The following is a 24,836-nucleotide window of genomic DNA, read 5'->3' as shown; positions in this document are numbered from 1 at the left end:
GAGCGCTGACATGCGTGCCCCCGCACCTTCGGGGTTTCTACGGGCCCTCCGGCGGCTCCGCGTCGGGGGCCAGGCCCGCGGCCGTGCCCGGTGGGCCGGGCGCCGGTTCGAGGTCCGTCTCCTCGAAGACCAGCAGCGTGCGCGTCGACAGGACCTCCGGGATGGACTGCAACCGGGTCAGGACCAGCTCGCGCAGCGTGCGGTTGTCGGGCGTGTGCACGAGGAGCAGCACGTCGAAGTCGCCGCTCACCAGGGCGATGTGCGCGGCTCCGGGCAGGGCCTGGAGCTGCTCGCGCACGGTCCGCCAGGAGTTCTGCACGATCTTGAGCGTGATGTAGGCGGACGCGCCCTGTCCCGCACGCTCGTGGTTCACGCGGGCGCTGAAGCCCCGGATCACCCCGTCGTCGATGAGCCGGTTGATCCGTGCGTAGGCGTTGGCGCGCGAGACGTGTACCCGTTCCGCCACGGAACGAATCGAGGCGCGGCCGTCCGTCTGGAGCATCCGCAGGATGTCACGGTCGATCGCGTCGAGGGGGCGCGGCGGCGGCTCCTGCTCCCCGCGGTCCCCGCCCTCAGCCATTTGTTCAGCCGGCATGTCCCCCCGCCTTCCTAGCATGGACGACCTGTCTCCATCTGAAGCTGTGGAGAACCGTTTGTCCACAGGCTGCCCGCGCCTGTAGCCAAAATGCGTCCACGACCGAACAATCGGTAGGTGAGGCGCGCCACACTCGCGATGCCTCCCTGTCCGCATTCGTCGTCGCCTTCGTCGTCGTTGATCGTCGGCGCTCCCACGAGGAGGTGCTCGCGTTGAGAAAGAGCAGCATGACGGTCCAGGAGCTGCCCGGTGACGCTGCCGCCTACCGGCCCACCCCGCCGCCGGCCTGGCAGCCCCGCACCGACCCCGCACCCCTGCTCCCGGATCCGGAGCCGTTCCGCGTGCTCGGCACCGAGGCTGCCGCCGCGGCCGACCCCCAGCTGCTGCTCCGGCTGTACGCGGAGCTCGTGCGCGGCCGGCGGTACAACACCCAGGCGACCGCCCTCACCAAGCAGGGCCGCCTCGCCGTCTACCCGTCGAGCACCGGACAGGAGGCGTGCGAGGTCGCCGCGGCGCTGGCCCTCGAGGAGCGGGACTGGCTCTTCCCGAGCTACCGCGACACCCTGGCGGCCGTCGCCCGCGGGCTCGACCCCGTGCAGGCCCTGACCCTGCTGCGCGGCGACTGGCACACCGGATACGACCCGTACGAGCACCGCATCGCGCCCCTGTGCACCCCGCTCGCCACCCAGCTGCCGCATGCGGTGGGCCTGGCGCACGCGGCCCGCCTCAAGGGCGACGACGTCGTCGCGCTCGCCATGGTCGGCGACGGCGGCACGAGTGAAGGCGACTTCCACGAGGCGCTGAACTTCGCGGCGGTGTGGCAGGCCCCCGTCGTCTTCCTCGTCCAGAACAACGGCTTCGCGATCTCCGTGCCGCTGGCCAAGCAGACCGCCGCGCCCTCCCTGGCCCACAAGGCCGTCGGCTACGGCATGCCCGGCCGCCTCGTCGACGGCAACGACGCCGCCGCCGTGCACCAGGTGCTCGGCGAGGCCGTCGCCCGTGCCCGGCGCGGTGGCGGTCCGACGCTGATCGAGGCCGTCACCTACCGCATGGACGCCCACACCAACGCCGACGACGCCACGCGCTACCGGGGCGAGAGCGAGGTCGAGACCTGGCGGGCACACGATCCGATCCTGCTGCTGGAGCGCGAGTTGACGGAGCGCGGACTGCTCGACGACGACCGCCGCAAGGCGGCCGCCGATGCCGCCGAAACCATGGCGGCCGACCTGCGCGAGCGGATGAACGCCGACCCGGTCCTCGACCCGATGGACCTGTTCACCTACGTCTACGCGGAGCAGACCGGCCAGTTGCGCGAGCAGGCGGCACAGCTGCGCGCCGAGCTCGACGCCGAGGGAGAAGCACGATGACCACGGCTGCCGTGAAGCCGGCGACCATGGCCCAGGCCCTCCAGCGCGCGATGCGCGACGCGATGGCCGAGGACCCCACCGTCCACGTGATGGGAGAGGACGTCGGCACGCTCGGCGGTGTCTTCCGGGTGACGGACGGGCTCGCGAAGGAGTTCGGCGAGGACCGCTGCACCGACACGCCGCTGGCCGAGGCCGGCATCCTCGGCACGGCCGTGGGCATGGCGATGTACGGGCTGCGGCCCGTCGTCGAGATGCAGTTCGACGCCTTTGCCTACCCCGCGTTCGAGCAGCTCATCAGCCATGTCGCCCGCATGCGCAACCGCACCCGCGGCGCCATGCCGCTGCCGATCACCGTGCGGGTGCCCTACGGCGGCGGGATCGGCGGTGTCGAGCACCACAGCGACTCCTCCGAGGCGTACTACATGGCGACCCCGGGCCTCCACGTCGTCACGCCCGCCACGGTCGAGGACGCCTACGGGATGCTGCGGGCCGCGATCGCCTCCGACGACCCCGTGGTCTTCCTGGAGCCCAAGCGGCTGTACTGGTCCAAGGCGCAGTGGTCGCCGGACGCCCCGACGGCCGTCGAGCCGATCGGCCGCGCGGTCGTGCGGCGCCCCGGCCGCAGCGCCACGCTCATCACCTACGGCCCCTCCGTGCCCGTCTGCATGGAGGCCGCCGAGGCCGCCGAGGCCGAGGGATGGGACCTGGAGGTCGTGGACCTGCGCTCGCTCGTGCCGTTCGACGACGAGACGGTCTGCGCCTCCGTACGGCGGACGGGCCGTGCTGTCGTCGTGCACGAGTCCACCGGCTTCGGCGGTCCCGGCGGGGAGATCGCCGCGCGGGTGACCGAGCGCTGCTTCCACCATCTGGAGGCGCCCGTACTGCGGGTCGCCGGTTTCGACATCCCGTATCCGCCGCCGATGCTGGAGCGTCACCACCTCCCGGGCGTGGACCGGGTGCTCGACACGGTGGCACGGCTGCAGTGGGAGGCGGAGAGCTGATGGCGCAGGTGCTCGAATTCAAGCTGCCCGACCTCGGCGAGGGACTGACCGAGGCGGAGATCGTGCGCTGGCTGGTGTCCGTGGGCGACGTCGTGGTGATCGACCAGCCCGTCGTCGAGGTCGAGACGGCCAAGGCGATGGTCGAGGTGCCGTGCCCGTACGGAGGCGTCGTCACCGCGCGCTTCGGCGAGGAGGGCACCGAGCTGCCCGTGGGCGCGCCGCTGCTGACGGTGGCGGTGGGGGCGCCGGACGCGGGGGCTGCGGGCATCGCTGTTTCCGGTGGCGCTGCCGACATGGGTGACGCCGGCACGGAGACCTCCGGGAACGTGCTCGTCGGGTACGGGACCGGGGCCCCGGCGGCGCGCCGCCGACGCATCCGGCCCGCCACGGGTGCGCCGTCCGTGGACGGTGCCGGCCACACCTCGCCCACCGCTCCCGCTGCTACCGGCGGGCCGTCGGGCGCGGTGCCCGGCCCGGAGGCCGCGGCAGCCGGTCCCGCCCACGGGGCCTCGGCGCGCAGGGCGGCGGCCGAGCGGGCGCCGCAGGGCGGCCCCGTCGCCGTCATCTCGCCGCTCGTGCGCAGGCTCGCCCGGGAGCACGGTCTCGACCTGCGCACGCTGGCCGGATCCGGGCCCGACGGGCTCATCCTGCGGGCCGACGTCGAGCGGGCCGTGAGCGTCGGCGAGACGCGGCTGTCGGCACCGGGCGTGCCGCAGCCCGTGGCCGCCCGGCCGGAGGCGGCCGGGCCGGTGGTGGTGGCGCAGGGCGAGCGCGTTCCGTTGCGCGGAGTGCGCGGGGCCGTGGCCGACAAGCTCTCGCGCAGCCGGCGCGAGATCCCCGACGCCACCTGCTGGGTCGACGCGGACGCCACCGAGCTCATGGCCGCCCGCGCGGCGATGAACGCGGCGGGCGGAGAGAGGATCTCCCTCCTCGCCCTGCTGGCCCGGATCTGCACGGCCGCGCTCGCGCGGTACCCGGAGCTCAACTCCACCGTGGACATGGACGCCCGCGAGATCGTGCGGCTTCCCGAGGTACACCTCGGGTTCGCGGCACAGACCGAGCGGGGTCTGGTCGTGCCTGTCGTCAAGGACGCGCACACCAGGTCGGCGGAGTCGCTCACCGCGGAGTTCGCACGGCTGACGGAGGTGGCGAGGCAGGGGACGCTGACACCAGCGGACCTCACGGGCGGTACGTTCACGCTGAACAACTACGGGGTGTTCGGCGTCGACGGCTCCACGCCGATCATCAATCACCCCGAGGCCGCCATGCTCGGCGTCGGGCGGATCGTGCCGAAGCCGTGGGTGCACCAGGGGGGACTGGCCGTCCGTCAGGTGGTCCAGCTGTCGCTGACCTTCGACCACCGTGTCTGCGACGGCGGCACCGCAGGCGGCTTCCTGCGCTACGTCGCCGACTGCGTGGAGCACCCTTCGGTGCTGCTGCGCACCCTGTAGCGGCGCGCCCCGGCACCCGGCCGGGGCCGGCCCCGCCGGCGGGTCCGGGCCTCGGCCCGCCTGGGGGCCGCCCACAGGCGGGCCCGACGCCGACCCGCCGCGCGTCGGGGGCTCCGCCGGTGCACAGCCGGGAGACACCGGCACCGAGTCCGACTGCGTCGGCAGACGGCTGGGGACGCCGTCGACACCGTCGCGGACCCCGCCGGCACACGGCGGGGGAACGCCGTCCGCACCCCGCCGGGAGACTCCGTCGGCATCCAGCGGGGAGGCCACCAGCACGGCGTCCGGGGACTTCGTCGGCAGATGGCCGGGACTCCGTCGGGAGGCGGCGGGGAACGCCGTCCGCACCCCGCCGGGAGACTCCGGCATCCAGTGGGAAGACCGCCGGCACCCAGTCCGGGGGCTGCGTCGGCAGACGGCTGGGGACGCCGCCGGCCCGGTAGCCGGGGCTCCGTCGGAAACGCCGCCGGCGGTCAGCCGGGCACTCAGGCCGGGGACACCGTCGGCAGGCGGCAGGGACTCCGTCGGCAGTGAGCCGGGCATCCGGGACTCCGTCGGGAGACGACGGAGAACGCCGCCCGCATCCAGCCAGGGCACCACCGGCGGACCGCCCGGCCTGCCGGGGCGCTACCGGCAGCCGCCCGGGACACCCCCCAGCCACGTCCATACCGAGATCCGACCGGAGATCGGGACGGGGGTCCCGTGTGGCACGATCGCGGACCATACTGCATGGGTGACCGCGAAGACCGCGTACGACGCCATCGTGCTCGCCGGAGGCGCCGCCAGGCGCCTGGGCGGAGCCGACAAGCCGGCGGTGAGCGTGGGCGGGCGGGCCCTGCTCGACCGGGTTCTCGGTGTGTGCCGGGACGCCGGGCGCACTGTCGTCGTCGGCGGACGCCGCCCCACCGTCCGGCCCGTCGTATGGGCCCGCGAGGAGCCGCCGGGCGGCGGACCGCTCGCCGCGCTCGACGCCGGAGTCCGGCAGTGCGAGGCGCCCGCGGTGCTCGTGCTCTCCGCCGACCTGCCGTTCCTGGGACCGACGACGGTGCGTCGGCTGATCTCCGCGCTCGACGAGAGCGACCGGGAGGCGGCGCTGCTGACCGACGGCGACGGCCGCGACCAGCCGCTCGTGGCGGCCTACCGGACCGAGCCGCTCCGACGTGAACTCGCTCTCCTCGCGACCGAACACGGCACCCTTTCCGGACTGCCGCTGCGTCTTCTGGCACAGGAACTGGACCTCGCCCGGGTCAAGACCGATCCCCTCGCCTCCTTCGACTGCGACACCTGGGAGGACGTTTCCGCGGCCCGGGCCCGTATCAGGGAGCATGGCTACGTGCTGGATGAATGGATCACCGCAGTCAAGGACGAACTCGGCGTCGAACTCGACGTCGACACCCGCGTCCTGCTCGACCTCGCCCGCGATGCCGCGCACGGCGTCGCCCGCCCCGCCGCTCCGCTGACCACCTTCCTGGTGGGTTACGCGGCCGCCCGGGCAGGCGGCGGACCGGAGGCGGTCGCCGACGCCGCCCGCAAGGCCGTCGCCCTCGCGGCGCGCTGGGCGGAGGAGACCGAGCAGGCCGCCGGACCCGGAACCGCCGCCCCGGGGGCCGAAGGCGGAGCCGGTGGCGACGACGACCCTCGCAAGAACGGCGAGGCCGAAGCCGGATGACCGGCCACGACGACACATCGGGCGGCCGCGACGCCCGCCCCGGCCGGCGCCGACAGGAGCGCGCCCCCGACGATCCCCGCCCCGGCCCGCCCCAGCAGGAGTGCATCCCCGAGGGCGATATCGACGGGGTGGAGGAAGCCCTCGCGCTCGTCGGGCCGCGTGACCCGCAGCCGGGCCGGGCCGCTCCCGACGCCGGGCCAACCGGCCGGCCCGCCACCGCCCGCCACCGCGCCACCTCCTGGCCCGAGGCGCGCTCCCTCGCCGCCCGGATCGGACGCGCCGCCGCCCCGCGCACGCGGAACACGGCCCTCGGCGAGGCGCTGGGACAGGTCCTCGCCGAGCCGCTCGTGGCGCTGTGCGACCTCCCGTCCTTCGACACCTCCGCCATGGACGGCTGGGCGGTCGCCGGTCCCGGGCCCTGGCACCTGGACGCCGAGGCGTCCGTCCTCGCCGGCCACGGCGACACGCGGCCCCTCCCCGACGGCACGGCGGTACGCATCGCCACCGGCGCACGGGTGCCGCCCTGCACCACCGCCGTCATCCGCAGCGAGCACGCCCGTGTCGACGCGGTGTCACAGCAACTGCGCGCCGAGCGCGAGGTCGTCCCGGGCCAGGACATCCGCCCGCGCGGCCAGGAGTGCCGTACGGGCGACCAGCTCCTGCCCGCCGGCTGCCAGGTGACGCCGGCCGTCCTGGGGCTGGCCGCGGCCGCCGGCTACGACCACCTTGTGACCGTCGCCCGCCCGCGGGTCGAGGTCCTGGTGCTCGGCGACGAGCTGCTCACCTCCGGGCTCCCGCACGACGGCCTCATCCGCGACGCGCTCGGCCCGATGATCGGCCCCTGGCTGCTGTCGCTCGGGGCCGACGTCGTCGCGACCCGGCGGATCGGCGACGACGCCGAGACCCTGCACCGCGCCGTCACGACCTCCGACGCCGATCTGCTGGTCACCACCGGCGGTACGGCTGCGGGGCCCGTCGACCACGTCCACCCGGTGCTGCGCAAGGCGGGCGCCGAGTTGCTGGTCGACGGAGTCGCCGTACGGCCGGGCCACCCCATGCTGCTCGCCCGGCTCGCTCCCGGCCGTCACCTGGTGGGCCTGCCCGGCAATCCCCTGGCCGCCGTCTCGGGTCTGCTCACGCTCGCCGAGCCGCTGCTGCGCGGGCTCTGCGGGCGACCGTCCCAAGTTCCGTACGGCCTGCCCGTCCGGGATGCGGTGCACGGCCACCCGCACGACACCCGGCTCGTGCCGTTCGTGCACGGCGAGGATCTGCTCGTGCCGCTCCACTACAACGGTCCGGCGATGCTGCGGGGCATCGCGGCGGCCGACGGTCTGGCCGTGGTCCCGCCCGGTGGGGCACAGGCCGGTGACGAGCTGGAGGTCCTCGACCTGCCCTGGGCCGCCTGGACGCCGCCGACCGCCGAGGGAGGACGTTTCACGTGAAACTTCCCGGCCACGACGCCATGGCCCGTCATGCCGACGAACAGCTGATCACGAGCCGGGTGAAACTTCCCCGGCGCGTCGTCGAGCGCCCACTGCGGCAGGTCAGCAAGCGGCTGCTGATGGCCCTGGTGGTTCTCGTCATCACGGTGGTGCTCGTCTGGACCGACCGCCACGGTTACCACGACAACGCCGACGATTCCGTCGACTTCCTCGACTGCGTCTACTACGCGACCGTCACCCTCTCCACCACGGGGTACGGCGACATCGTGCCCTACAGCGACGGGGCCCGGCTCACGAACGTGCTGCTGGTGACCCCGCTGCGTGTGCTCTTTCTGATCATCCTGGTCGGCACCACCCTCGAGGTCCTCACCGAACGCACCCGGGAGGAGTGGCGACTGAACCGCTGGAGGTCCACCTTGCGCGATCACACCGTCATCATCGGCTTCGGCACGAAGGGACGATCGGCGATGATGACGCTCTGTGCCACCGGGCTGCGGAAGGACCAGATCGTCGTCGTCGATCCCAGCAGCAAGGTGATCGAGGCCGCCAACGCCGAGGGCTTCGTCGGCGTGGTGGGCGACGCCACCCGCAGTGACGTGCTCATCCGCGCCGAACTCCAGAAGGCCCGCCAGATCATCGTCGCCCCCCAGCGCGACGACACCGCCGTGCTGGTCACCCTGACGGCTCGCCAGCTCAACCGCGGGGCCAAGATCGTGGCCGCGGTCCGGGAGGAGGAGAACGCGCCGCTGCTGCGCCAGTCCGGTGCCGACGCGGTCATCACCAGCTCCGGCGCGGCCGGCCGGCTGCTCGGCCTCTCCGTGCTCAGCCCCAGCGCCGGCACGGTCCTGGAGGACCTCATCCAGCAGGGCAGCGGCCTCGACCTCATCGAGCGGCCGGTGATAAAGGCCGAGGTGGGCCGCAGCGTGCGGGAGACGGACGACCTGGTCGTCAGCGTGCTGCGCGGGCACCGGCTGATCGGCTACGACGACCCCGCGGCGAGCCCGCTGCAGCTCACCGACCGGCTTATCACCATCGTGCGCGCAGTGAACGACCAGACGCCCGGCGGCCGGGAGTAGCCTCGCGGCCATGTATGCGATCACGATTCCCGACCCCGGTGGTCCCGAGGCCCTGGTCTGGGCCGAGGTGCCCGACCCCGTGCCCGGCGAGGGAGAAGTCCTCGTCGACGTCGTCGCGAGCGCGGTCAATCGCGCCGATCTGCTGCAACGGCAGGGCTTCTACGACCCGCCGCCCGGCTCCTCCCCCTATCCCGGCCTCGAGTGTTCGGGCCGGATCTCCGCGCTGGGGCCCGGGGTTTCGGGCTGGGCCGTCGGCGACGAGGTGTGCGCGCTGCTCGCGGGCGGCGGATACGCCGAGAAAGTCGCCGTACCGGCAGGGCAGTTGCTGCCCGTCCCGACCGGAGTCGATCTGGCGACGGCCGCGGCGCTGCCCGAGGTCACGGCGACGGTGTGGTCCAACATCTTCATGATCGCCCACCTGCGGCCGGGCGAGACCCTGCTGGTCCACGGCGGCGCGAGCGGCATCGGGACGATGGCGATCCAGCTGGCCAAGGCCGTGGGCGCGCGGGTCGCGGTGACGGCGGGCAGCCCGGAAAAGCTGGCGCGCTGCGCCGAGTTGGGCGCCGACATCCTGATCGACTACCGGGAACAGGATTTCGTCGGGGAGATCCGCACGGCGACGGACGGCGCCGGGGCCGACGTCATCCTCGACATCGTCGGCGCCAAGTACCTCGACCGGAACGTCCGGGCGCTGGCGGTCAACGGCCGGCTGGCCGTCATCGGCCTCCAGGGCGGCACGAAGGGCGAGTTGAACCTGGGCGTGCTGCTGGCCAAGCGGGCGGCGGTCACCGCCACCTCACTGCGGGGCCGCCCGCTCGGCGAGAAGGCGGCCATCGTCGCGGCCGTGGCCGAGCACGTCTGGCCGCTGATCGCGGCCGGCCGGGTACGCCCGGTGGTGGACCGTCACGTGCCCCTTCCGGACGCCGCCGAGGCCCACCGGGCACTGGAGTCCGGTGAGCACGTGGGCAAGGTGCTGCTCATCGCGCCCGAGAAGTCCTGAGGGGCGGACGCACGCCGAAGGCCCGGTCCACCGACAACGGTGGTCCGGGCCTTCGCCGTCCAGCGATGAGCCGTGCCCGGTGACGACCGCGTCCCGCTGCGCCGAACCCGGTGACGACCGCGTCCGGTGGCCGATGCCCGGTGACGACCGCGTCCGGCTGCGCCGATCCCGGTCTACAGGTACGGGCCGGAGCGGACTGCTCCGTGCTGCCCGCCCTCGTCGTCGTCGTGCGGAGCCCCGGGCGGCAGGGCGCGGCGCATCTGCTCCAGCTGGGCCCTCGCGGCCATCTGCTGGGCGAACAGCGCCGTCTGGATGCCGTGGAACAGGCCTTCCAGCCAGCCGACCAACTGAGCCTGGGCGATGCGCAGTTCCGCCTCGGAGGGAATCGCGTCGTCGGTGAACGGGAGGGACAGGCGCTCCAGTTCCTCGACGAGCTCCGGCGCGAGGCCGTCCTCGAGCTCCTTGACCGAACCGCGGTGGATCTCCTTGAGCCGGACGCGGCTCGCCTCGTCGAGAGGCGCCGCCCGCACTTCCTCCAGAAGCTGCTTGATCATGCTGCCGATGCGCATGACCTTCGCAGGCTGTTCGACCATCTCCGTCACCGGGACCTCGCGCGACTCGTCGTCACCGTCACCGCCGCCGAGCGCCATCCCGTCCTGTCCCACCACGAGGACATGGGGGCTCTCCTGCGACCGTTCATTCCTCGGCATCTCCATGCCGCCATTCTCTCGTACACGGGCATCACCACACGGTGTGCCCCCGCGGGAAGGTGATCCACCCTCCCGCGGGGGCACAAAATCGCAGCGCATCGCCGTGGGCGGGTCCTGTCAGGTCGCCTCGCGGCGGGCGAGCGCCCCGCGGGAGCGGGTGACCAGGGCCGCCAGCAGGGCCGCGCCGACCGGCACGGCGACCAGCAGCGTGGCCAGCGTCTCCCACGGCACCACGATCGGCACGTACGGGAGCTCGCCCGCACCGCCCCAGCCGTTGTCGAGGGCCTGCTGGTACCAGCCCATCTGCTGGCGCTTCTCGGTGAGCCGCAGGCCGACGGCAGGCAGGACTCCCGCCGCCGATCCCAGCACCACGCCCATCGCGGCGACCACGCCGCACTGGAATCCGCTGAGCGTCCTGCGGACCCTCGGCGGGGCGCCGACGGCGGCCAGCGTCTTCAGGTCGGCCTCCGCGTCGGCCTGCGCCAGACCCGTGGCGATGCCGGCCGCACCGATGGTGATCAGCCCGGCGAAGACGGTCAGCGCCAGCATCACGATGCTGTTCTCGCTGATGTAGCCCTCCTCGATGTGCAGGCTGACGTCCGCGCCCGTCCTGTCGAGCTCGGCGTCGAGCTTCTGACGCTGCTCGCTGGTGGGCATCTCCCCCGTGGAGTAGTAGGCGCCGATCGGGACCGTGCCGAGGCCGGCCTGCCGGGCGGCCGCCGGCGGCACGACGAGCTTGACACCGTACGTCTCCGGCGTTCCGGTGACCTGGTGGACGGGCAGGCTCTTGATCTCGCCGGGAACCTCCTTGCCCTGCTCCATGGCCCTGTCGGCGGCCTCGGTATCGGTGATCAGCCGGATGTCGACCGAGCCCCGGGCGTTGACGTTGCGCTTGTCGAAGGAGACCACCCGCCCGGCGGCCAGAGCCCTCTCGGCGGCCGGATCGTCGATGCCGAGCACCGTGAGCAGCTTCGCGTCGGCGACGAGGAGCCCGGCGTCGGTCGCCACCCCGTGGCCGCCGGTGTGCTGGCAGCGCCAGTCCTCGGCGAGCTTGCGGCGTTCGGCCTTGCTGAACTTCTCGGCCGGGTCCTCGTCGGGCTTCGCCGGGTCCACCGCCCACAGGGGGCACTCGTGGGCCTTGGGAACGATCACTTCGTAGCGGCCGCAGCCCTCGCGTGGTTCGTACATCGAGCAGTTCCGCTTGCCGACGGCTATGCGGTCCACATCGGCCCGCATGTCGACGGGCAGCAGCTTCTGCACCGTGGCGCGCACACCCGGGACGTCCCGCCCGCCGGCCTCGTCCATCATCACCGAGACGGCCCCGTGCGGCAGTTGCGCCTCGTACTCGGCCCTGCGCTGCCTGTCGTCGCTCGCCGCGTACGTCGCCACGGCCACTGTGCCGGCAACCGCCGCCAGCACGGCGGCGACAGCGGGAGCCGTACGGCCCCGGTTGCGCACGGCGTCACGCAGCGCGAGCCGCGGAGAGAGCGGCAGCAGACGGCCGGTCCGGCCGAACAGGCCGACCAGGGCCGGGGTCAGCGCGACCACGCCCAGCTCGGCGAGGGCGCTGCCGCCCGCCACCACGGCGAACTGGTCCGTCATCGTGGACCCGTACAGCGCGATGGAAGCGCCGAGGGCGACCGCGACCAGGCCGATGACGGGCAGCACCCGGCTGCTCCTGCGCACGCCGCGGCGGCCGGTGAGGGAGGCGAGGACGGACTGCCGGGACGACGTGATCGCGGGCACGATCGCGGCAAGCAGACCGGTCAGCACGGCGAGCAGGGCGATGCCGAGGAGTTCCAGGGGCCGTACGTCGAAGCTGCCGAAGCGCTGGCCCAAGTAGTCCTCCAGCACCGGCTGGAGCGCGAATGTCAGGACCAGACCGAGCAGGGTGCCCACGACGGCCGCGGCGACGCCGATCACCAGACCGCCCGCCAGGACGATGGCCCGGATGTGGCGGCGGTCGCCGCCGTTGGCGCCCACGAGACCCAGCTGACGGCGCGAGCGGCGCGCCCCCACGGCGAACGCGGGACCGGCGAGCAGGCAGATCTCCAGCATCGCCAGACCGACGACCGTGCCCACGGCGGCGAGCGCGGCGGCCTTGGCCGCGGTGCTCTCCTCGTAGTTGCTCCAGCCCTCCTTCTGGAACAGCGGCACATCGGAGTCGGCGGGCGGGTTCAGGGCAACCGCACGCGAAAAAACCGTCACGCCCTTGGTGTTGGCCTCCTGGACCTTGTTCCACGTGAAACCACCGGGCACGGTGACGAGGAGCGTCGTGCCGGCCGAGGGCCCCGGCAGCCCGGCGGACTCCAGGGCCTCGGTCAGCGGGCGGATCAGGGCTCCGGGAAGGGCGTTGACCTGGTCGCTGTCCAGTTGGTCGGGGAGCTCGTACGCACCGACGATCGTGTACGCGCGGTCGAAGCCGCGCGCGGTCAGCTTCGAGCCGACCTTCAGACCGCTGCTCTCGAGGAAGTGCGTGGTGGCGGCGACCTCGTCGGACTTCTGCGGCAGCCTGCCGCTGACGACCGGCATGATGCCCCGGGCCATCGGGTCGGCGGCCTTCAGCTCACGGATCTCCGTCGACAGCAGACCGTGGGTCGTACGGAGCTTGGCGAAACCGGTCGTGTCCGTCAGCGTCTTGGCGCCCGCCGGCAGCACCTTGGCGATGTCCGTTCTGCCCTCGGGATACGGCTTGTCGTCGTCTTCCTCGACCGGAGCGTAGTTGTTGCCGTCCGGGGCCTGGAGGATCGGTACGCCGCCCATGCCGGGGTCGGACAGCCGTGCGTCCGCGGCGCCGATCCGGCGCTCCAGGCTCTGTTCGGTCGACAACTCGGCGCTGCGCACGGTGAGATCGGCGGCGCTGACTCCGAGGATGGGCAGCGCGATCATCGCGAGAACCAGGAAGCTGCGCCCCTTGGAGCGCCAGGCGTCGCGGCGCGCGATACGGATCGCGGCCCGCCAGGAGTGGTACCAGGTCGTCACAGCTCGGCCGCCTGGCCGGAGAGCAGCGAGTCGACCTCGCTGCGGACGGTCTGGTCGACGACCGCGCCGTCCCGCAGGAACACGACGCGGTCGGCCCATGCGGCGAACCGGGGCTCGTGGGTGACGAGGATGCCGGCCGCGCCCGCGTCGCAGCGCGCCCGGAGCAGCCCGAGCACGGACTCTCCGGTCTCCGAGTCGAGGGCGCCGGTGGGCTCGTCGGCGAGCACGAGCCGGCGCTCGCCCACGAGGGCGCGGGCGATGGCGACGCGCTGCTGCTGACCGCCGGACATCTCGTCGGGGAAGCGGTCGGCGAGGTGGCCGAGCTCCATCTCGGCCAGGGCGGCGAGGGCTTCCGTGCGTGCCTTGCGGGCCGAAATGCCGTCGAGTTCGCGCGGGAGGGAGACGTTCTCGGCGGCGGTGAGGGCCGGGATGAGGTTGTAGTCCTGGAAGACGTAGCCGATGCTGCGGCGGCGCAGGGCGGCGAGCGTCTTGCGGTCCGCGGTGGTGATGTCGGTGTTCTCGACGATCACCCGCCCCGAGGTCGGGGCGTCGAGCCCGCCCGCGATGGTGAGCAGCGTGGACTTGCCCGATCCCGACGGGCCCATGACCGCGACCAGTTCACCGGGGAAGACGTCGAGGTTGATGCCGCGCAGGGCGTGCACCTCGGTGGCGCCGGTGCCGTGGACGCGCGTCAGTTGCTGGAGTTGCAGCACGGGCTGTTGTGACGGAAGTGACGAGTGTTGGGACATGGGTGGTTTCCCCCCTTGAGCGGGTGAGTACACACGGGCGGTGTACGAGAGTGAAAGGGCCCCGTGAGGCCGGAGGCCGGTCGGGGCGGACGCCCGGGACACGTGGGGTGCGACGCGCCCGTCGAGGAAGCGGTGACCGTCCTACGCGGGTCCGGTGCGCCGGCCCGAGGCCGATGTCCGGTCGGGCGCGGGAGACGGCGCGTGAGGTGCGGACGTCGCGGACGGCGCGGGCGGCACGGCGTGCGGTGGGTCCTGCCGAGCCGCCGCGGAGAGCCTGATGAGCCGCGTCTCGCAGTGGTCGAGCCAGCGGGCCTCCGCCTCGGTCTGGAAGATCAGTTGTTCCAGGACCAGCAGCCAGGCCACGTCGTCGCGCTCCTGGGAGCCGCCGCTCTCGATCGCGGCCAGCGCCTGCGCCTTGAGCCGGGTGTAGTCCTGCATCGCCTTCACGGAGTGACGGCGCTGGGACTGGATCACGGAGCGGATGTCCACGCCGGGCGTCCCGACCGCCATGGCGAGCTTGATGGCGAGTTCGTCACGGGGCGGATTGCTGCGGTCCACGGGCGCCGCGAACCACTCCCTGAGCTCGGTGCGGCCCTTGTCGGTGATGACGTAGAGCGTGTGGCCCGCGTCGTCCTCGCCGTTCTGGGCGACCATGCCGTCGCGTTCCAGGCGGCCGAGGGTCGTGTAGACCTGGCCGACGTTCAGCGGCCAGGTGGCACCGGTGCGTGACTCGAACTCGGAACGGAGCTGGGAGCCGTAGCGCGGGCCGGGTTCCAGGAGGGCGAGAAGCCCGTGACGGATGGACATACTCGGTATGTATACCGGGTATGCCGACCTGTGGCCAACCCTCCACGGAAGGACGTGCGGGTCCGTCCTGAGAGGGACGGCGGTGTCAGCGGCGGCGCAGACGGATGCCGAGGAAGCCGATCCCGATGCCCATCAGGGCCATGCCGACGCCCAGCGACAACGGTGAGATCTCGTGCGCGGCCGGCGCGGGGACGGACTGCGGGCCCTGGTCACCGGCCTCGGCCGGTGCGGAGGGCGGTGCCGCTGGAGACCACCCGTCCGCGGTGTCCTCGTCTCCCCGGGGGGCGTCGTCATCCCAGGGAGGGAGATGGTCCCCCGCGTCGGCCGTACGGGGTACCCGCGCGGGGGCGGAGAGGGACGGCCCCGCGGAGCGGGAGGGCGGCGCGGGCTCGGAGGCGGCGGGGGCGGTGGCGCTGCGCGAGGGGTCCACGGACGGGCTCACGCTGCCGCTCGGCGTCGGGTGGTGCCGCCCGGGCCGCGGCTTGCCCTGGCCGGCCTGCCGCCCGGCGAACGAGGTCGAGGGCGAGGGCGACGGCGGGGGCGTGGCCTTCACGAGGGGCCGGGGCCCGGGCGGCTGGGACGGCTCGGCGCACGCGGTCGGTGCGAAGGGAAGGACCGTCAGCGCGAGCGATGCGACGGTGATCGCGCACCGGGCGCGGAGTTGTGGAATCACCGGAGGGCCTCCCGTGACGGGGCACCGAGTCGCCGACTGATCGAGAACGGACTCAGCGTCACATGAAGGGGTAAATCCGGCATCTTGGGCGGCCGACCGGGCGACGCCGCCTGCGGGCAACGGCCGAGGCCCGGCACACGGACGGTGTGCCGGGCCTCGGCCGAACGGCGTATCAGGAGCCCCGAAGGGGCCCGGTGGGCGGACTACTGCGCATAGCCGGTGGAGACCTCGAGGGTGAAGGTGGCGTTGTCCTCGGACACCTCGGTGTCCGCCAGCGGGAACTGGCTGATCACGATGTCCTCGCCCCACTGGGCGTTGGCGACTTCCTTCACGTTGATCTTCCAGCCCTGGGTGGCGGCGCACTCCTTCACCGACAGGATGTCCTTGTAGACGAAGTCGGGCGCCTGGACCTTCGACGTGTCGTCGTAACCCTCCTGGGCGTCCGAGCACTTCGTCTTGTCGATGGTCCGGTTGCGCTCCGGGCCCTTGTAACCCGCCTGCTGCGACTGGCCGGCCGACGGCTCTGTGCCCCCGCCCGCCTGCGACCCCGGGTCGTCGTCGTTCCCGTTCAGCGCGATCGCCGTGATCAGACCGCCGACGGCGAGGAGCGCCACCGCGATCGCGCCCACGACCACGGGCATGTTCCGCCGGCCGCCGCTGCCGCCCGGCGAGGGCGACGGCGCCGGCGAGATCGTGTACGGCGGCGGCGTGGCCGCCACCGGGGGCTGCGCCTGGTACGCCGGGGCCGGGGGGTAGCCGTAGTGCGGCGCGGGCGCCGGGGCCGGGGCGGGCGCACCGTACGGGCCCGGCTGGTACGGCGTCTGGACGCTCTGCGGGGCGGGCGTCGACTGGTCCAGCGGCGGGAAGACGGCGGACCCGACCCCCGAGCCGCTGTTCACCGGCGCGCCGCCGATGATCACCGGGGCGCCTGTCTGCCCGGCGCCCGCGACCCGGGCGCACTCGTCGCGCATCGCGGCCGCGCTCGGAAAGCGCTCGTTCGGGTTCTTCTTCAGCGCCCGGGCGACCAGCGCGTCCATCGCCGGCGTGAGGGAGCGGTTGATCGTCGACGGGGCGACGGGCTCCTCCTGTACGTGCGCGTACGCGATGGCGAGCGGCGAGTCCGCGTCGAAGGGCAGCCGCCCGGTGAGCAGCTGGAAGAGCATGATGCCGACCGAGTACAGGTCGGAGCGGGCGTCCACGCCGCGGCCCAGGGCCTGCTCGGGCGAGAGGTACTGGGGGGTGCCGACGACCATGCCGGTCTGCGTCATGGAGGTGACGCCCGACTGCATGGCGCGGGCGATGCCGAAGTCCATGACCTTGACCACACCGCGCTTGGTCATCATCACGTTGCCCGGCTTGATGTCGCGGTGGACCAGGCCCATCTCGTGGCTGGTCTCCAGCGCGGCCAGCACGTCGGCGGTGACCTTGAGCGCCTTGTCGGCGGGCATCGCCCCGTACTGCTGGATGTCCGCGGCGAGGACCGAGCCGAGCGGCCGGCCCTCCACGTACTCCATGACGATGTAGGGCATGAGTGAGCCGTCCAGCTCGTCCTCGCCCGTGTCGTACACCGAGACGATGTTGGTGTGGGACAGCTTGGCGACGGCCTGCGCCTCGCGACGGAAGCGCTCGCGGAAGGACTGCTCCCGGCCGAGCTCCGTGTGGAGTGTCTTGATCGCGACCTCGCGGTCCAGCGCGGAGTCGTACGCCAGATATACGGACGCCATGCCGCCTTCGCCGAGCAGGTCGCGAAGCTGGTACCGGCCACCCGCTACGGAACCGCCCGCATAGCGGCCCTGTGCGCCGTCCTGGCTCATCTCGTGCTTCCCCCTGTGCGCGCGGTGGCCGCGGCTGATCCGGATCTACGGGCCAAGTCTGCCCGAGGGCACGGACACGTCAAGCCAGGTGCCCGTTCCGTGACCGTACGCACAAGAAGAGTCCCGGAAGCGTTACAGGAACAGCATGGAATTTGCGCGCGCGGGCGGACTGCGGCTTTGATGACCGGTCTCCTTCGAAACCGGCCTGTCGTCCGAAGGCTGTAGCGTGGCGTGACACAAGCACCCTGAGGACAGCGGCCCCCGCACGCACACCACGCACGCGGACAGATACGACGGCGAGGACTGATGGCACCCGAACCCGAAGCAGACGGCGGCGGAGTGCCGGAGTCGGCGGACGCCTGGGGCATCGGCGGACTGGTCGGTGACGGCCGTTACCGTCTGACGCATCGTCTCGGCCGCGGCGGCATGGCCGAGGTGTTCGCGGCGGAGGACGTTCGGCTCGGCCGTACCGTCGCCGTCAAGCTGCTGCGCGCCGATCTCGCCGAGGACCCCGTCTCCAAGGCCCGGTTCACGCGCGAGGCGCAGTCGGTCGCCGGCCTCAACCACCACGCCGTGGTGGCGGTCTACGACTCCGGCGAGGACGTCGTCGGCAGCCAGACCGTCCCCTACATCGTGATGGAGCTCGTCGAGGGCCGCACGATCCGCGATCTGCTCGTCAACGCCGAAGCCCCGCCGCCCGAGCAGGCGTTGATCATCGTGTCCGGTGTCCTGGAGGCCCTCGCCTACTCGCACCAGCACGGCATCGTGCACCGCGACATCAAGCCCGCCAACGTCATCATCACCAACTCCGGTGCCGTCAAGGTGATGGACTTCGGCATCGCCCGCGCCCTGCACGGCGCGCAGTCGACGATGACCCAGACCGGCATGGTGATGGGCACGCCGCAGTACCTCTCCCCCGAGCAGGCGCTGGGCAAGGCCGTCGACCACCGTTCCGACCTCTACGCCACGGGCTGCCTGCTCTACGAACTGCTGGCGCTGCGCCCCCCGTTCACCGGTGAGACGCCGCTCTCGGTCGTCTACCAGCACGTGCAGGACATTCCTGTCCCGCCGTCACAGGTCCTGGACACGGTGCCGCCGGAGCTCGACGGCCTGGTGATGCGCTCGCTCGCGAAGGACCCGGACGACCGGTTCCAGAGCGCCGAGGAGATGCGCGGACTCGTCCAGTACGCGCTGCAGATGCTCCAGCAGCAGGGCAGTCACACGGGCGTGTGGAACACCGGCCCGGTCGACCTCTACGACCCCGGGAACACCCCGCCCGGCGGGATGACCGGACCGACCGCGGTGCACCCGGTGCACGGCCAGACCTCCCAGGGCCCGATCCTGCCGCCGCCGAACCCGCACGACGGCGGCTACGACGGCATGCACCACGGCGGCCGGCGCGGCGGGCGCGGCAAGGTGTGGCTGCTCGCCGCGCTCGCGGTCGTCGCGGTGGTCGCCGGCATCGGGTTCGCGCTCAACAAGGCGAACGAGACCGGCAAGAACCCCGACACCACGCCGTCGGTCTCGCAGACGCCGTCCACGTCCGACGAGACGCCGACGCCGTCCGAGGAGGAGACGGACCCGACCGAGGACCCGGGCACCACGACCGGGAACGACCAGCAGCCGTCCTGGACGCCGTCGGACATCCCGTCGTACACGCCCAGCACCCCGCAGACCCCCTCCGGCGACCCGACGACCGGCGCGCCGACCGACGACCCGACGGACGATCCCACGGACGCCCCGACGGACGACCCGACCGATGTCCCGACGGGCGACCCGACGGACGTTCCCACCGATCCGGCGGGCGGCGCCGACGGCGGCAACGGGGACACCACGGGCACCGCGGGCGGCTGAGCCGGCCGCCGGCGAGGGTCACCCGGCGAAGGCGTCGCACACCGCCTCGTACGTCCGCGTCCACCAGACCGCCAGGGCCGACGCCGCAGGAAACTGCGGGTCGGCCCTTCGGTCGTGGAGCTGATAGCGCCAGCGCAGTATCCAGAAGTCGTTGAGCCGCTCCCACCACACCCGGTGCACCGCCGCGGCCAGTTCGGCCGCGTCCGCGCCCGCCGCGCGCCGGTAGGCGCGCGCGTACGCCCGGACCTTCGCCAGGTCCAGCTGCCCGGCGGGCTGGACGAAGAAGATCGCGGCGGCCCGTACCGCCTCCTCGGCCCGCGGCTGCACGCCGAGGCGGTCCCAGTCGACGATCGCGGCCGGCTCGGCGCCCCGGTACAGCAGGTTCAGCGGGTGGAAGTCGCCGTGTACCCAGCCGCCCCCGCCGCCCGGCGGCGGCCTGCGGCCCGCGTGCTGGGCCAGCAGCGCCCGCCGCTGGAGCAGCCGGTGCTCGGCCAGGGTGTCGAACGAGTCGCGCGGACGGCTGCCGCGGGCCAGCTCCAGCAGTTCGTCGATGAGCGCGAAGGTCTCCTCGGGGTCGGCGCTTTCGTAGGCGGCGCCCCGGCTCGCCGCGCCGTCCATGACCTGCGCCAGGCAGGTGTGCACCAGTCCCAGCAGGGCCCCGAGCTTCTGCGACTGGGCGGTGCTGAGCTGGGCGCCGTAGCGGTGCCGGCCGTCGATCCAGGGGTGCAGGGCGTAGCAGCGGCCGCCGATCACGGCCACCGTGCCGCCGCCGGTGTCCTCCAGAGGTGGCGCGACCGGGACGCCGAGCGCCTGGAGCCTGCGGGTGGCTCCGTGCTGGCGGGCGATGGCGGCCTGGTCGCCGTCGAGGTGGTGCTTGAGGAAGTACGCGCCGCGGGTGGTGGCGAGGCGGTAGCCGCGATTGAGGAGACCCTGGGTGACGGGACGGCAGGAGAGCGGTTCGCCCACGGTGTCGTAGCGGCGCAGAAGGGCGTCGACGGGGGGCGCAGCGGTAGCAGATGAGCGCGGCACCCGCCAGATGTTAGATCACGCCGTGTGTCGCGCCGGTGGCTCTTCGAGGTGGCCGATCCCGTCGACCCAGCTGTGGCGCCCGGTAGCGACGAAGGGCGTCGCGTGCCCGCCGGCGGCCGGGCCGCAGGAGACACTGCTGGGCAGGTCGAGGGCGCGGCGTTCCCGGTGGACATGGCTTCCGCTCTTCGTCACCGGCGGCCGTGCAGAAACGCCACCGGACCGCAACCGGGAGGGGCCGGAGTTCCGGCCGGGAGCCCGCCGGGTTAGCCCGGACGGGTGACATCCCGGGCCGTGCGCCGCGATGACGCACGCTCGGCACCGCCTCAGATATTGACTCTTCCCGTGCCTGGGGTGTGCGGGATAACGTGCCTTCGTTCCGGCGGTCCGTACGGCTCTGACCAGTGGCGTTCCCGTATTTCCTCGATTTACTTGGAAATCCAAGCAAAATTGCAGGTCAAATGGGGTTTCGCAGTAATGCTACGCACTGGGTAACGTGCCTTTGACAGGACGTTCGCCGGGGCACCTGTCACGCCCGAATCCGGCCGCGTCGCACCCACCCCGTGCACCGGTCCGGACCGGGCGAGCCGCACTGGCCACACCGGCGGACCCCGGGGGCCGGACCGACGGAGGAGCACGCACGTGACCGTGGAGAGCACTGCCGCGCGCAAACCGCGACGCAGCAGCAAGCGCGTCAGCGCCGCCAAGAAGCCACAGAGTTCCGAGCCCCAGCTGGTACAGCTGCTGACGCCCGAGGGTGAGCGCGTCCAGCACCCGGACTACGACATCGACCTGAGCGCCGAGGAGCTGCGCGGGCTGTACCGCGACATGGTCCTCACGCGCCGGTTCGACGCCGAGGCCACCGCCCTGCAGCGGCAGGGCGAACTGGGACTGTGGGCCTCGCTGCTGGGACAGGAGGCCGCCCAGATCGGTTCGGGACGCGCCCTGCGCGACGACGACTACGTCTTCCCGACCTACCGCGAGCACGGCGTCGCCTGGTGCCGCGGAGTCGACCCGACGAACCTGCTGGGCATGTTCCGCGGTGTGAACCACGGGGGCTGGGACCCGAACAGCAACAACTTCCACCTGTACACGATCGTCATCGGCTCGCAGACGCTGCACGCCACGGGCTACGCGATGGGCGTGGCCAAGGACGGCGGCGACTCGGCCGTGATCGCGTACTTCGGCGACGGCGCGTCCAGCCAGGGCGACGTCGCCGAGTCCTTCACCTTCTCCGCGGTGTACAACGCGCCGGTCGTGTTCTTCTGCCAGAACAACCAGTGGGCGATCTCCGAGCCGACCGAGCGTCAGACCCGCGTCCCGCTCTACCAGCGTGCGCAGGGCTACGGCTTCCCCGGCGTCCGCGTCGACGGCAACGACGTCCTCGCCTGCCTCGCGGTCACCCGCTCCGCGCTGGAGCGCGCCCGCCGGGGCGAGGGCCCGACCCTGGTCGAGGCGTTCACCTACCGCATGGGCGCCCACACCACCTCCGACGACCCGACCCGGTACCGGCACGACGAGGACCGTGCCGCCTGGGAGGCCAAGGACCCGATCCAGCGCCTGCGGACGTACCTCGAGAACGAGGGGCACGCCGACGCGGCCTTCTTCGCCGCGCTGGACGAGGAGAGCGACAGTCTCGCCAAGCGCGTGCGGGAGGCGGTCCGGGCCATGCCCGACCCCGACGACATGGCGATGTTCGACCACGTGTACGCGGACGGGCACGCGCTCGTCGACGAGGAGCGCGCACAGTTCGCCGCCTACCAGGCGTCGTTCGCCGAGGAGGGCATCTAGTCATGGCGGTACAGAAGCTCCCGCTCGCGAAGGCGCTCAACGAGTCGCTGCGCAAGGCCCTGGAGACCGACCCCAAGGTCCTGATCATGGGCGAGGACGTCGGCAAGCTCGGCGGCGTCTTCCGCATCACCGACGGGCTGCAGAAGGACTTCGGCGAGGACCGGGTCATCGACACCCCGCTCGCCGAGTCCGGCATCGTCGGCACCGCGATCGGCCTGGCCCTGCGCGGCTACCGCCCGGTCGTGGAGATCCAGTTCGACGGCTTCGTCTTCCCGGCGTACGACCAGATCGTCACGCAGCTCGCGAAGATGCACGCCCGCGCGCTCGGCAAGATCAAGCTGCCCGTCGTCGTCCGGATCCCCTACGGCGGCGGCATCGGCGCGGTCGAGCACCACTCCGAGTCCCCCGAGGCGCTCTTCGCGCACGTGGCGGGCCTCAAGGTGGTCTCCCCGTCCAACGCCTCCGACGCGTACTGGATGCTCCAGCAGGCCATCCAGAGCGACGACCCGGTGATCTTCTTCGAGCCGAAGCGGCGCTACTGGGACAAGGGCGAGGTCGACACCGAGGCGATCCCCGGCCCGCTGCACGCGGCGCGCGTCGCCCGGGCCGGCACCGACATCACCCTCGCCGCCTACGGCCCGATGGTGAAGGTCTGCGTCGAGGCCGCGGCGGCCGCGGCCGAGGAGGGCAAGTCCGTCGAGGTCCTCGACCTGCGCTCGATGTCCCCGATCGACTTCGACACGATCCAGACGTCCGTCGAGAAGACCGGCCGGCTGGTCGTGGTCCACGAGGCCCCCGTCTTCTACGGCTCCGGCGCGGAGATCGCCGCCCGTATCACCGAGCGGTGCTTCTACCAGCTGGAGGCCCCGGTGCTGAGGGTCGGCGGCTTCCACGCCCCGTACCCGCCGGCCCGCCTGGAGGAGGAGTACCTCCCGGGTCTGGACCGTGTGCTGGACGCCGTCGACCGCTCGCTCGCGTACTGAGGAGTGCCGTGACCATGACCGCAGACACCTCCCTGCGCTTCCGCGAGTTCAAGATGCCCGACGTGGGCGAGGGGCTCACGGAGGCCGAGATCCTCAAGTGGTACGTCCAGCCCGGTGACAGCGTCACCGACGGCCAGGTCGTGTGCGAGGTCGAGACGGCGAAGGCGGCCGTCGAGCTGCCGATCCCATACGACGGCGTCGTCCACGAGCTGCGCTTCGAGGAGGGCACGACCGTCGACGTCGGCACGTCGATCATCACGATCGACGTGGCTCCCGGGTCGGGACCGGCCGAGGAGCCGCCCCCGGCAGCCACCGAGCCGTCGCTCGCCGCCGCCGAGCCCGCGCCCGAGCCGGAGCCGGAGGCCAAGCCGCAGGGACGCCAGCCGGTCCTCGTGGGCTACGGCGTCGCCGAGTCCTCGACCAAGCGCCGTCCGCGCAAGGCCCCCGCCGGGGCCGTCCCCCAGCAGGCCGCCGCGGCTGCGATCCAGGCCGAGATGAACGGCGCCGCCCCGGCCCGTCCGCGCCCGCTCGCCAAGCCGCCGGTGCGCAAGCTCGCCAAGGACCTGGGCATCGACCTGGAGACGGTCACGCCCACCGGCCCCGACGGGATCATCACCCGCGAGGACGTGCACGCCGCCGCGGCACCCGCGCCGGTCGCCGCGCCCGAGCCGGTGGCGCCCGGGGCTCCGGCTCCCGTGTCCGTCCCGGCCGGCGCCCGCGAGACGCGCATCCCGATCAAGGGCGTACGGAAGGCGACCGCCGCCGCGATGGTCGGCAGCGCCTTCACCGCGCCGCACGTCACCGAGTTCGTCACGCTCGACGTGACGCGCACGATGAAGCTGGTCGAGGAGCTGAAGGCCGACAAGGACATGGCGGGGCTGCGGGTCAACCCGCTGCTGCTGATCGCCAAGGCCCTGCTCGTCGCCATCAAGCGGAACCCGGAGATCAACGCCGCCTGGGACGAGGCCAATCAGGAGATCGTCCTGAAGCACTACGTCAACCTGGGCATCGCCGCGGCCACCCCGCGCGGTCTGATCGTGCCGAACATCAAGGACGCGCACGACAAGACCCTGCCGGAACTGGCCGAGGCGCTGGGCGAGCTCGTGGCCACCGCCCGCGAGGGCAAGACCACCCCGGCGGCCATGCAGGGCGGCACGGTGACCATCACCAACGTCGGCGTCTTCGGCGTCGACACCGGCACACCGATCCTGAACCCGGGCGAGTCCGCGATCCTCGCGGTCGGTGCGATCAAGCTCCAGCCGTGGGTCCACAAGGGCAAGGTGAAGCCGCGCCAGGTCACCACGCTCGCGCTCTCCTTCGACCACCGACTGGTCGACGGCGAGCTGGGCTCCAAGGTCCTGGCCGACGTCGCGGCCATCCTGGAGAACCCGAAGCGGCTCATCACCTGGGCCTGACGGGCCTGTTGTCTGTTTCACGTGAAACGCCCGACCGGGTCGCCCCGGTCGGGCGTCTGTGTTTCCGTTCCGGTTTCCGGTCGCGGTGACGTGGGTGAAGCCGAGGTGTTCATGTGGTGTAGGTTTCGGCCACGCCTGGGGGGAGCCTGGCGTTGCCGCGGCAGCAGATGCCGCCTTTCTCATGGGGGACACTGCATGCGCAGACTCCTGGCTGTTTCCGCAACGGTGGCGCTGCTGGCCACCGGTGCTCTCGCCGGCGCGTCGACCGCCGCGGCGGCCGACGACTTCAGCTTCGACGAGGTACGCAACTGGACGCTCATGCCCGGCGAGGGCTGGGCAGAACTCAATCCACTGGCGTACTACGGCGAGCCCGCGGGGACCATGGTCTACGCCCTGAGCAAGCAGCGCTGAACGACCCGTCCTGGACCGCC

General features: G+C 72.6%; 20 protein-coding genes. 12 read left to right on the top strand and 8 right to left on the bottom strand.

Going from position 1 to position 24,836, the window contains the following annotated elements:
- Positions 1-37: 37 nt before the first annotated feature.
- A complete protein-coding gene (locus ACLB9X_RS12390) occupies positions 38-580 on the bottom strand; it encodes an Lrp/AsnC family transcriptional regulator (protein ID WP_410360536.1) in 543 nt (180 codons plus the stop codon).
- 242 nt (positions 581-822) lie between these two features.
- Between ACLB9X_RS12390 and pdhA (ACLB9X_RS12385) the strand changes: the two genes are divergently transcribed.
- The 7 genes from pdhA (ACLB9X_RS12385) to ACLB9X_RS12355 all read left to right on the top strand — a co-directional run bounded on the left by pdhA (ACLB9X_RS12385) (position 823) and on the right by ACLB9X_RS12355 (position 9,601).
- A complete protein-coding gene (gene pdhA, locus ACLB9X_RS12385) occupies positions 823-1,962 on the top strand; it encodes a pyruvate dehydrogenase (acetyl-transferring) E1 component subunit alpha (protein WP_410360535.1) in 1,140 nt (379 codons plus the stop codon).
- Positions 1,959-2,963 carry an alpha-ketoacid dehydrogenase subunit beta gene (locus tag ACLB9X_RS12380; protein ID WP_410360350.1) on the top strand — a complete coding sequence of 335 codons (1,005 nt, stop codon included), beginning with the start codon at positions 1,959-1,961 and terminating at the stop codon, positions 2,961-2,963. Before pdhA (ACLB9X_RS12385) ends, ACLB9X_RS12380 begins: the two co-directional genes overlap by 4 nt.
- Positions 2,963-4,414, top strand: coding sequence for a dihydrolipoamide acetyltransferase family protein (locus ACLB9X_RS12375; RefSeq protein WP_410360349.1), 1,452 nt, complete (start codon positions 2,963-2,965; stop codon positions 4,412-4,414). The genes ACLB9X_RS12380 and ACLB9X_RS12375 overlap by 1 nt, the downstream gene beginning before the upstream one ends.
- 733 nt (positions 4,415-5,147) lie before the next feature.
- Positions 5,148-6,083 (top strand): NTP transferase domain-containing protein, encoded by a 936-nt coding sequence (locus tag ACLB9X_RS12370; RefSeq protein WP_410360348.1) that lies wholly within the window; start codon positions 5,148-5,150, stop codon positions 6,081-6,083.
- Positions 6,080-7,525: a molybdopterin-binding protein gene (locus ACLB9X_RS12365; RefSeq protein WP_410360347.1), complete on the top strand. Its 1,446-nt coding sequence runs from the start codon at positions 6,080-6,082 to the stop codon at positions 7,523-7,525. The genes ACLB9X_RS12370 and ACLB9X_RS12365 overlap by 4 nt, the downstream gene beginning before the upstream one ends.
- The gene (locus ACLB9X_RS12360; RefSeq protein WP_410360534.1) at positions 7,477-8,601 is read left to right on the top strand and encodes a potassium channel family protein; all 1,125 of its coding nucleotides are present in this window, start codon (positions 7,477-7,479) and stop codon (positions 8,599-8,601) included. Before ACLB9X_RS12365 ends, ACLB9X_RS12360 begins: the two co-directional genes overlap by 49 nt.
- 10 nt (positions 8,602-8,611) lie before the next feature.
- Positions 8,612-9,601: an NAD(P)H-quinone oxidoreductase gene (locus ACLB9X_RS12355; protein ID WP_410360346.1), complete on the top strand. Its 990-nt coding sequence runs from the start codon at positions 8,612-8,614 to the stop codon at positions 9,599-9,601.
- Between the two features lie 173 nt (positions 9,602-9,774).
- On the opposite strand, the gene ACLB9X_RS12350 is transcribed toward ACLB9X_RS12355, so the two are convergent.
- From ACLB9X_RS12350 to ACLB9X_RS12325, 6 genes are all read right to left on the bottom strand, one after another.
- On the bottom strand, positions 9,775-10,317 hold the full coding sequence (locus tag ACLB9X_RS12350) for a bacterial proteasome activator family protein (protein ID WP_365994943.1): 543 nt from the start codon (positions 10,315-10,317) through the stop codon (positions 9,775-9,777).
- A 111-nt stretch (positions 10,318-10,428) separates the two neighbouring features.
- Entirely contained in the window at positions 10,429-13,293 is a 2,865-nt protein-coding gene (locus ACLB9X_RS12345) for an ABC transporter permease (RefSeq protein WP_410360345.1), read from the bottom strand.
- Positions 13,290-14,042: an ABC transporter ATP-binding protein gene (locus tag ACLB9X_RS12340; RefSeq protein ID WP_410360344.1), complete on the bottom strand. Its 753-nt coding sequence runs from the start codon at positions 14,040-14,042 to the stop codon at positions 13,290-13,292. Before ACLB9X_RS12340 ends, ACLB9X_RS12345 begins: the two co-directional genes overlap by 4 nt.
- 141 nt (positions 14,043-14,183) lie before the next feature.
- A complete protein-coding gene (locus ACLB9X_RS12335; protein WP_410360343.1) occupies positions 14,184-14,849 on the bottom strand; it encodes a PadR family transcriptional regulator in 666 nt (221 codons plus the stop codon).
- 85 nt (positions 14,850-14,934) lie between these two features.
- Positions 14,935-15,522 carry a hypothetical protein gene (locus ACLB9X_RS12330; protein ID WP_410360342.1) on the bottom strand — a complete coding sequence of 196 codons (588 nt, stop codon included), beginning with the start codon at positions 15,520-15,522 and terminating at the stop codon, positions 14,935-14,937.
- Positions 15,523-15,725: 203 nt separating this feature from the next.
- The gene (locus ACLB9X_RS12325; protein WP_410360341.1) at positions 15,726-17,336 is read right to left on the bottom strand and encodes a protein kinase domain-containing protein; all 1,611 of its coding nucleotides are present in this window, start codon (positions 17,334-17,336) and stop codon (positions 15,726-15,728) included.
- A gap of 306 nt (positions 17,337-17,642) precedes the next feature.
- Between ACLB9X_RS12325 and ACLB9X_RS12320 the strand changes: the two genes are divergently transcribed.
- Entirely contained in the window at positions 17,643-19,190 is a 1,548-nt protein-coding gene (locus ACLB9X_RS12320; protein WP_410360340.1) for a protein kinase domain-containing protein, read from the top strand.
- 18 nt (positions 19,191-19,208) lie between these two features.
- On the opposite strand, the gene ACLB9X_RS12315 is transcribed toward ACLB9X_RS12320, so the two are convergent.
- A complete protein-coding gene (locus ACLB9X_RS12315) occupies positions 19,209-20,219 on the bottom strand; it encodes a phosphotransferase (RefSeq protein WP_410360339.1) in 1,011 nt (336 codons plus the stop codon).
- A 639-nt stretch (positions 20,220-20,858) separates the two neighbouring features.
- On the opposite strand from ACLB9X_RS12315, the gene pdhA (ACLB9X_RS12310) reads away from it, so the two are divergent.
- The 4 genes from pdhA (ACLB9X_RS12310) to ACLB9X_RS12295 all read left to right on the top strand — a co-directional run bounded on the left by pdhA (ACLB9X_RS12310) (position 20,859) and on the right by ACLB9X_RS12295 (position 24,816).
- Positions 20,859-22,007, top strand: coding sequence for a pyruvate dehydrogenase (acetyl-transferring) E1 component subunit alpha (gene pdhA, locus ACLB9X_RS12310; RefSeq protein WP_410360338.1), 1,149 nt, complete (start codon positions 20,859-20,861; stop codon positions 22,005-22,007).
- Between the two features lie 2 nt (positions 22,008-22,009).
- Positions 22,010-22,990: an alpha-ketoacid dehydrogenase subunit beta gene (locus tag ACLB9X_RS12305; protein ID WP_410360337.1), complete on the top strand. Its 981-nt coding sequence runs from the start codon at positions 22,010-22,012 to the stop codon at positions 22,988-22,990.
- A 14-nt stretch (positions 22,991-23,004) separates the two neighbouring features.
- The gene (locus ACLB9X_RS12300; RefSeq protein ID WP_410360336.1) at positions 23,005-24,405 is read left to right on the top strand and encodes a dihydrolipoamide acetyltransferase family protein; all 1,401 of its coding nucleotides are present in this window, start codon (positions 23,005-23,007) and stop codon (positions 24,403-24,405) included.
- A 195-nt stretch (positions 24,406-24,600) separates the two neighbouring features.
- Positions 24,601-24,816, top strand: a complete 216-nt coding sequence (locus ACLB9X_RS12295; RefSeq protein ID WP_410360335.1) for a hypothetical protein — start codon at positions 24,601-24,603, stop codon at positions 24,814-24,816.
- Positions 24,817-24,836: the final 20 nt, after the last annotated feature.

Source organism: Streptomyces sp. 5K101 (assembly GCF_046506645.1).
Taxonomy (GTDB): Bacteria; Actinomycetota; Actinomycetes; order Streptomycetales; family Streptomycetaceae; genus Streptomyces.
This window is presented reverse-complemented; position numbering and strand designations above follow the sequence as displayed.

Bases quoted from the DNA above. Each gene is read 5' to 3' on its own strand.
- ACLB9X_RS12350 (WP_365994943.1), bottom strand. From the start codon at position 10,317: ATGGAGATGCCGAGGAATGAACGGTCGCAGGAGAGCCCCCATGTCCTC.
- ACLB9X_RS12380 (WP_410360350.1), top strand. From the start codon at position 1,959: ATGACCACGGCTGCCGTGAAGCCGGCGACCATGGCCCAGGCCCTCCAG.
- ACLB9X_RS12365 (WP_410360347.1), top strand. From the start codon at position 6,080: ATGACCGGCCACGACGACACATCGGGCGGCCGCGACGCCCGCCCCGGC.
- ACLB9X_RS12335 (WP_410360343.1), bottom strand. From the start codon at position 14,849: ATGTCCATCCGTCACGGGCTTCTCGCCCTCCTGGAACCCGGCCCGCGC.
- ACLB9X_RS12325 (WP_410360341.1), bottom strand. From the start codon at position 17,336: ATGAGCCAGGACGGCGCACAGGGCCGCTATGCGGGCGGTTCCGTAGCG.
- ACLB9X_RS12390 (WP_410360536.1), bottom strand. From the start codon at position 580: ATGGCTGAGGGCGGGGACCGCGGGGAGCAGGAGCCGCCGCCGCGCCCC.
- ACLB9X_RS12320 (WP_410360340.1), top strand. From the start codon at position 17,643: ATGGCACCCGAACCCGAAGCAGACGGCGGCGGAGTGCCGGAGTCGGCG.
- ACLB9X_RS12300 (WP_410360336.1), top strand. From the start codon at position 23,005: ATGACCGCAGACACCTCCCTGCGCTTCCGCGAGTTCAAGATGCCCGAC.
- pdhA (WP_410360535.1), top strand. From the start codon at position 823: ATGACGGTCCAGGAGCTGCCCGGTGACGCTGCCGCCTACCGGCCCACC.
- ACLB9X_RS12355 (WP_410360346.1), top strand. From the start codon at position 8,612: ATGTATGCGATCACGATTCCCGACCCCGGTGGTCCCGAGGCCCTGGTC.
- ACLB9X_RS12375 (WP_410360349.1), top strand. From the start codon at position 2,963: ATGGCGCAGGTGCTCGAATTCAAGCTGCCCGACCTCGGCGAGGGACTG.
- ACLB9X_RS12305 (WP_410360337.1), top strand. From the start codon at position 22,010: ATGGCGGTACAGAAGCTCCCGCTCGCGAAGGCGCTCAACGAGTCGCTG.
- ACLB9X_RS12295 (WP_410360335.1), top strand. From the start codon at position 24,601: ATGCGCAGACTCCTGGCTGTTTCCGCAACGGTGGCGCTGCTGGCCACC.
- ACLB9X_RS12340 (WP_410360344.1), bottom strand. From the start codon at position 14,042: ATGTCCCAACACTCGTCACTTCCGTCACAACAGCCCGTGCTGCAACTC.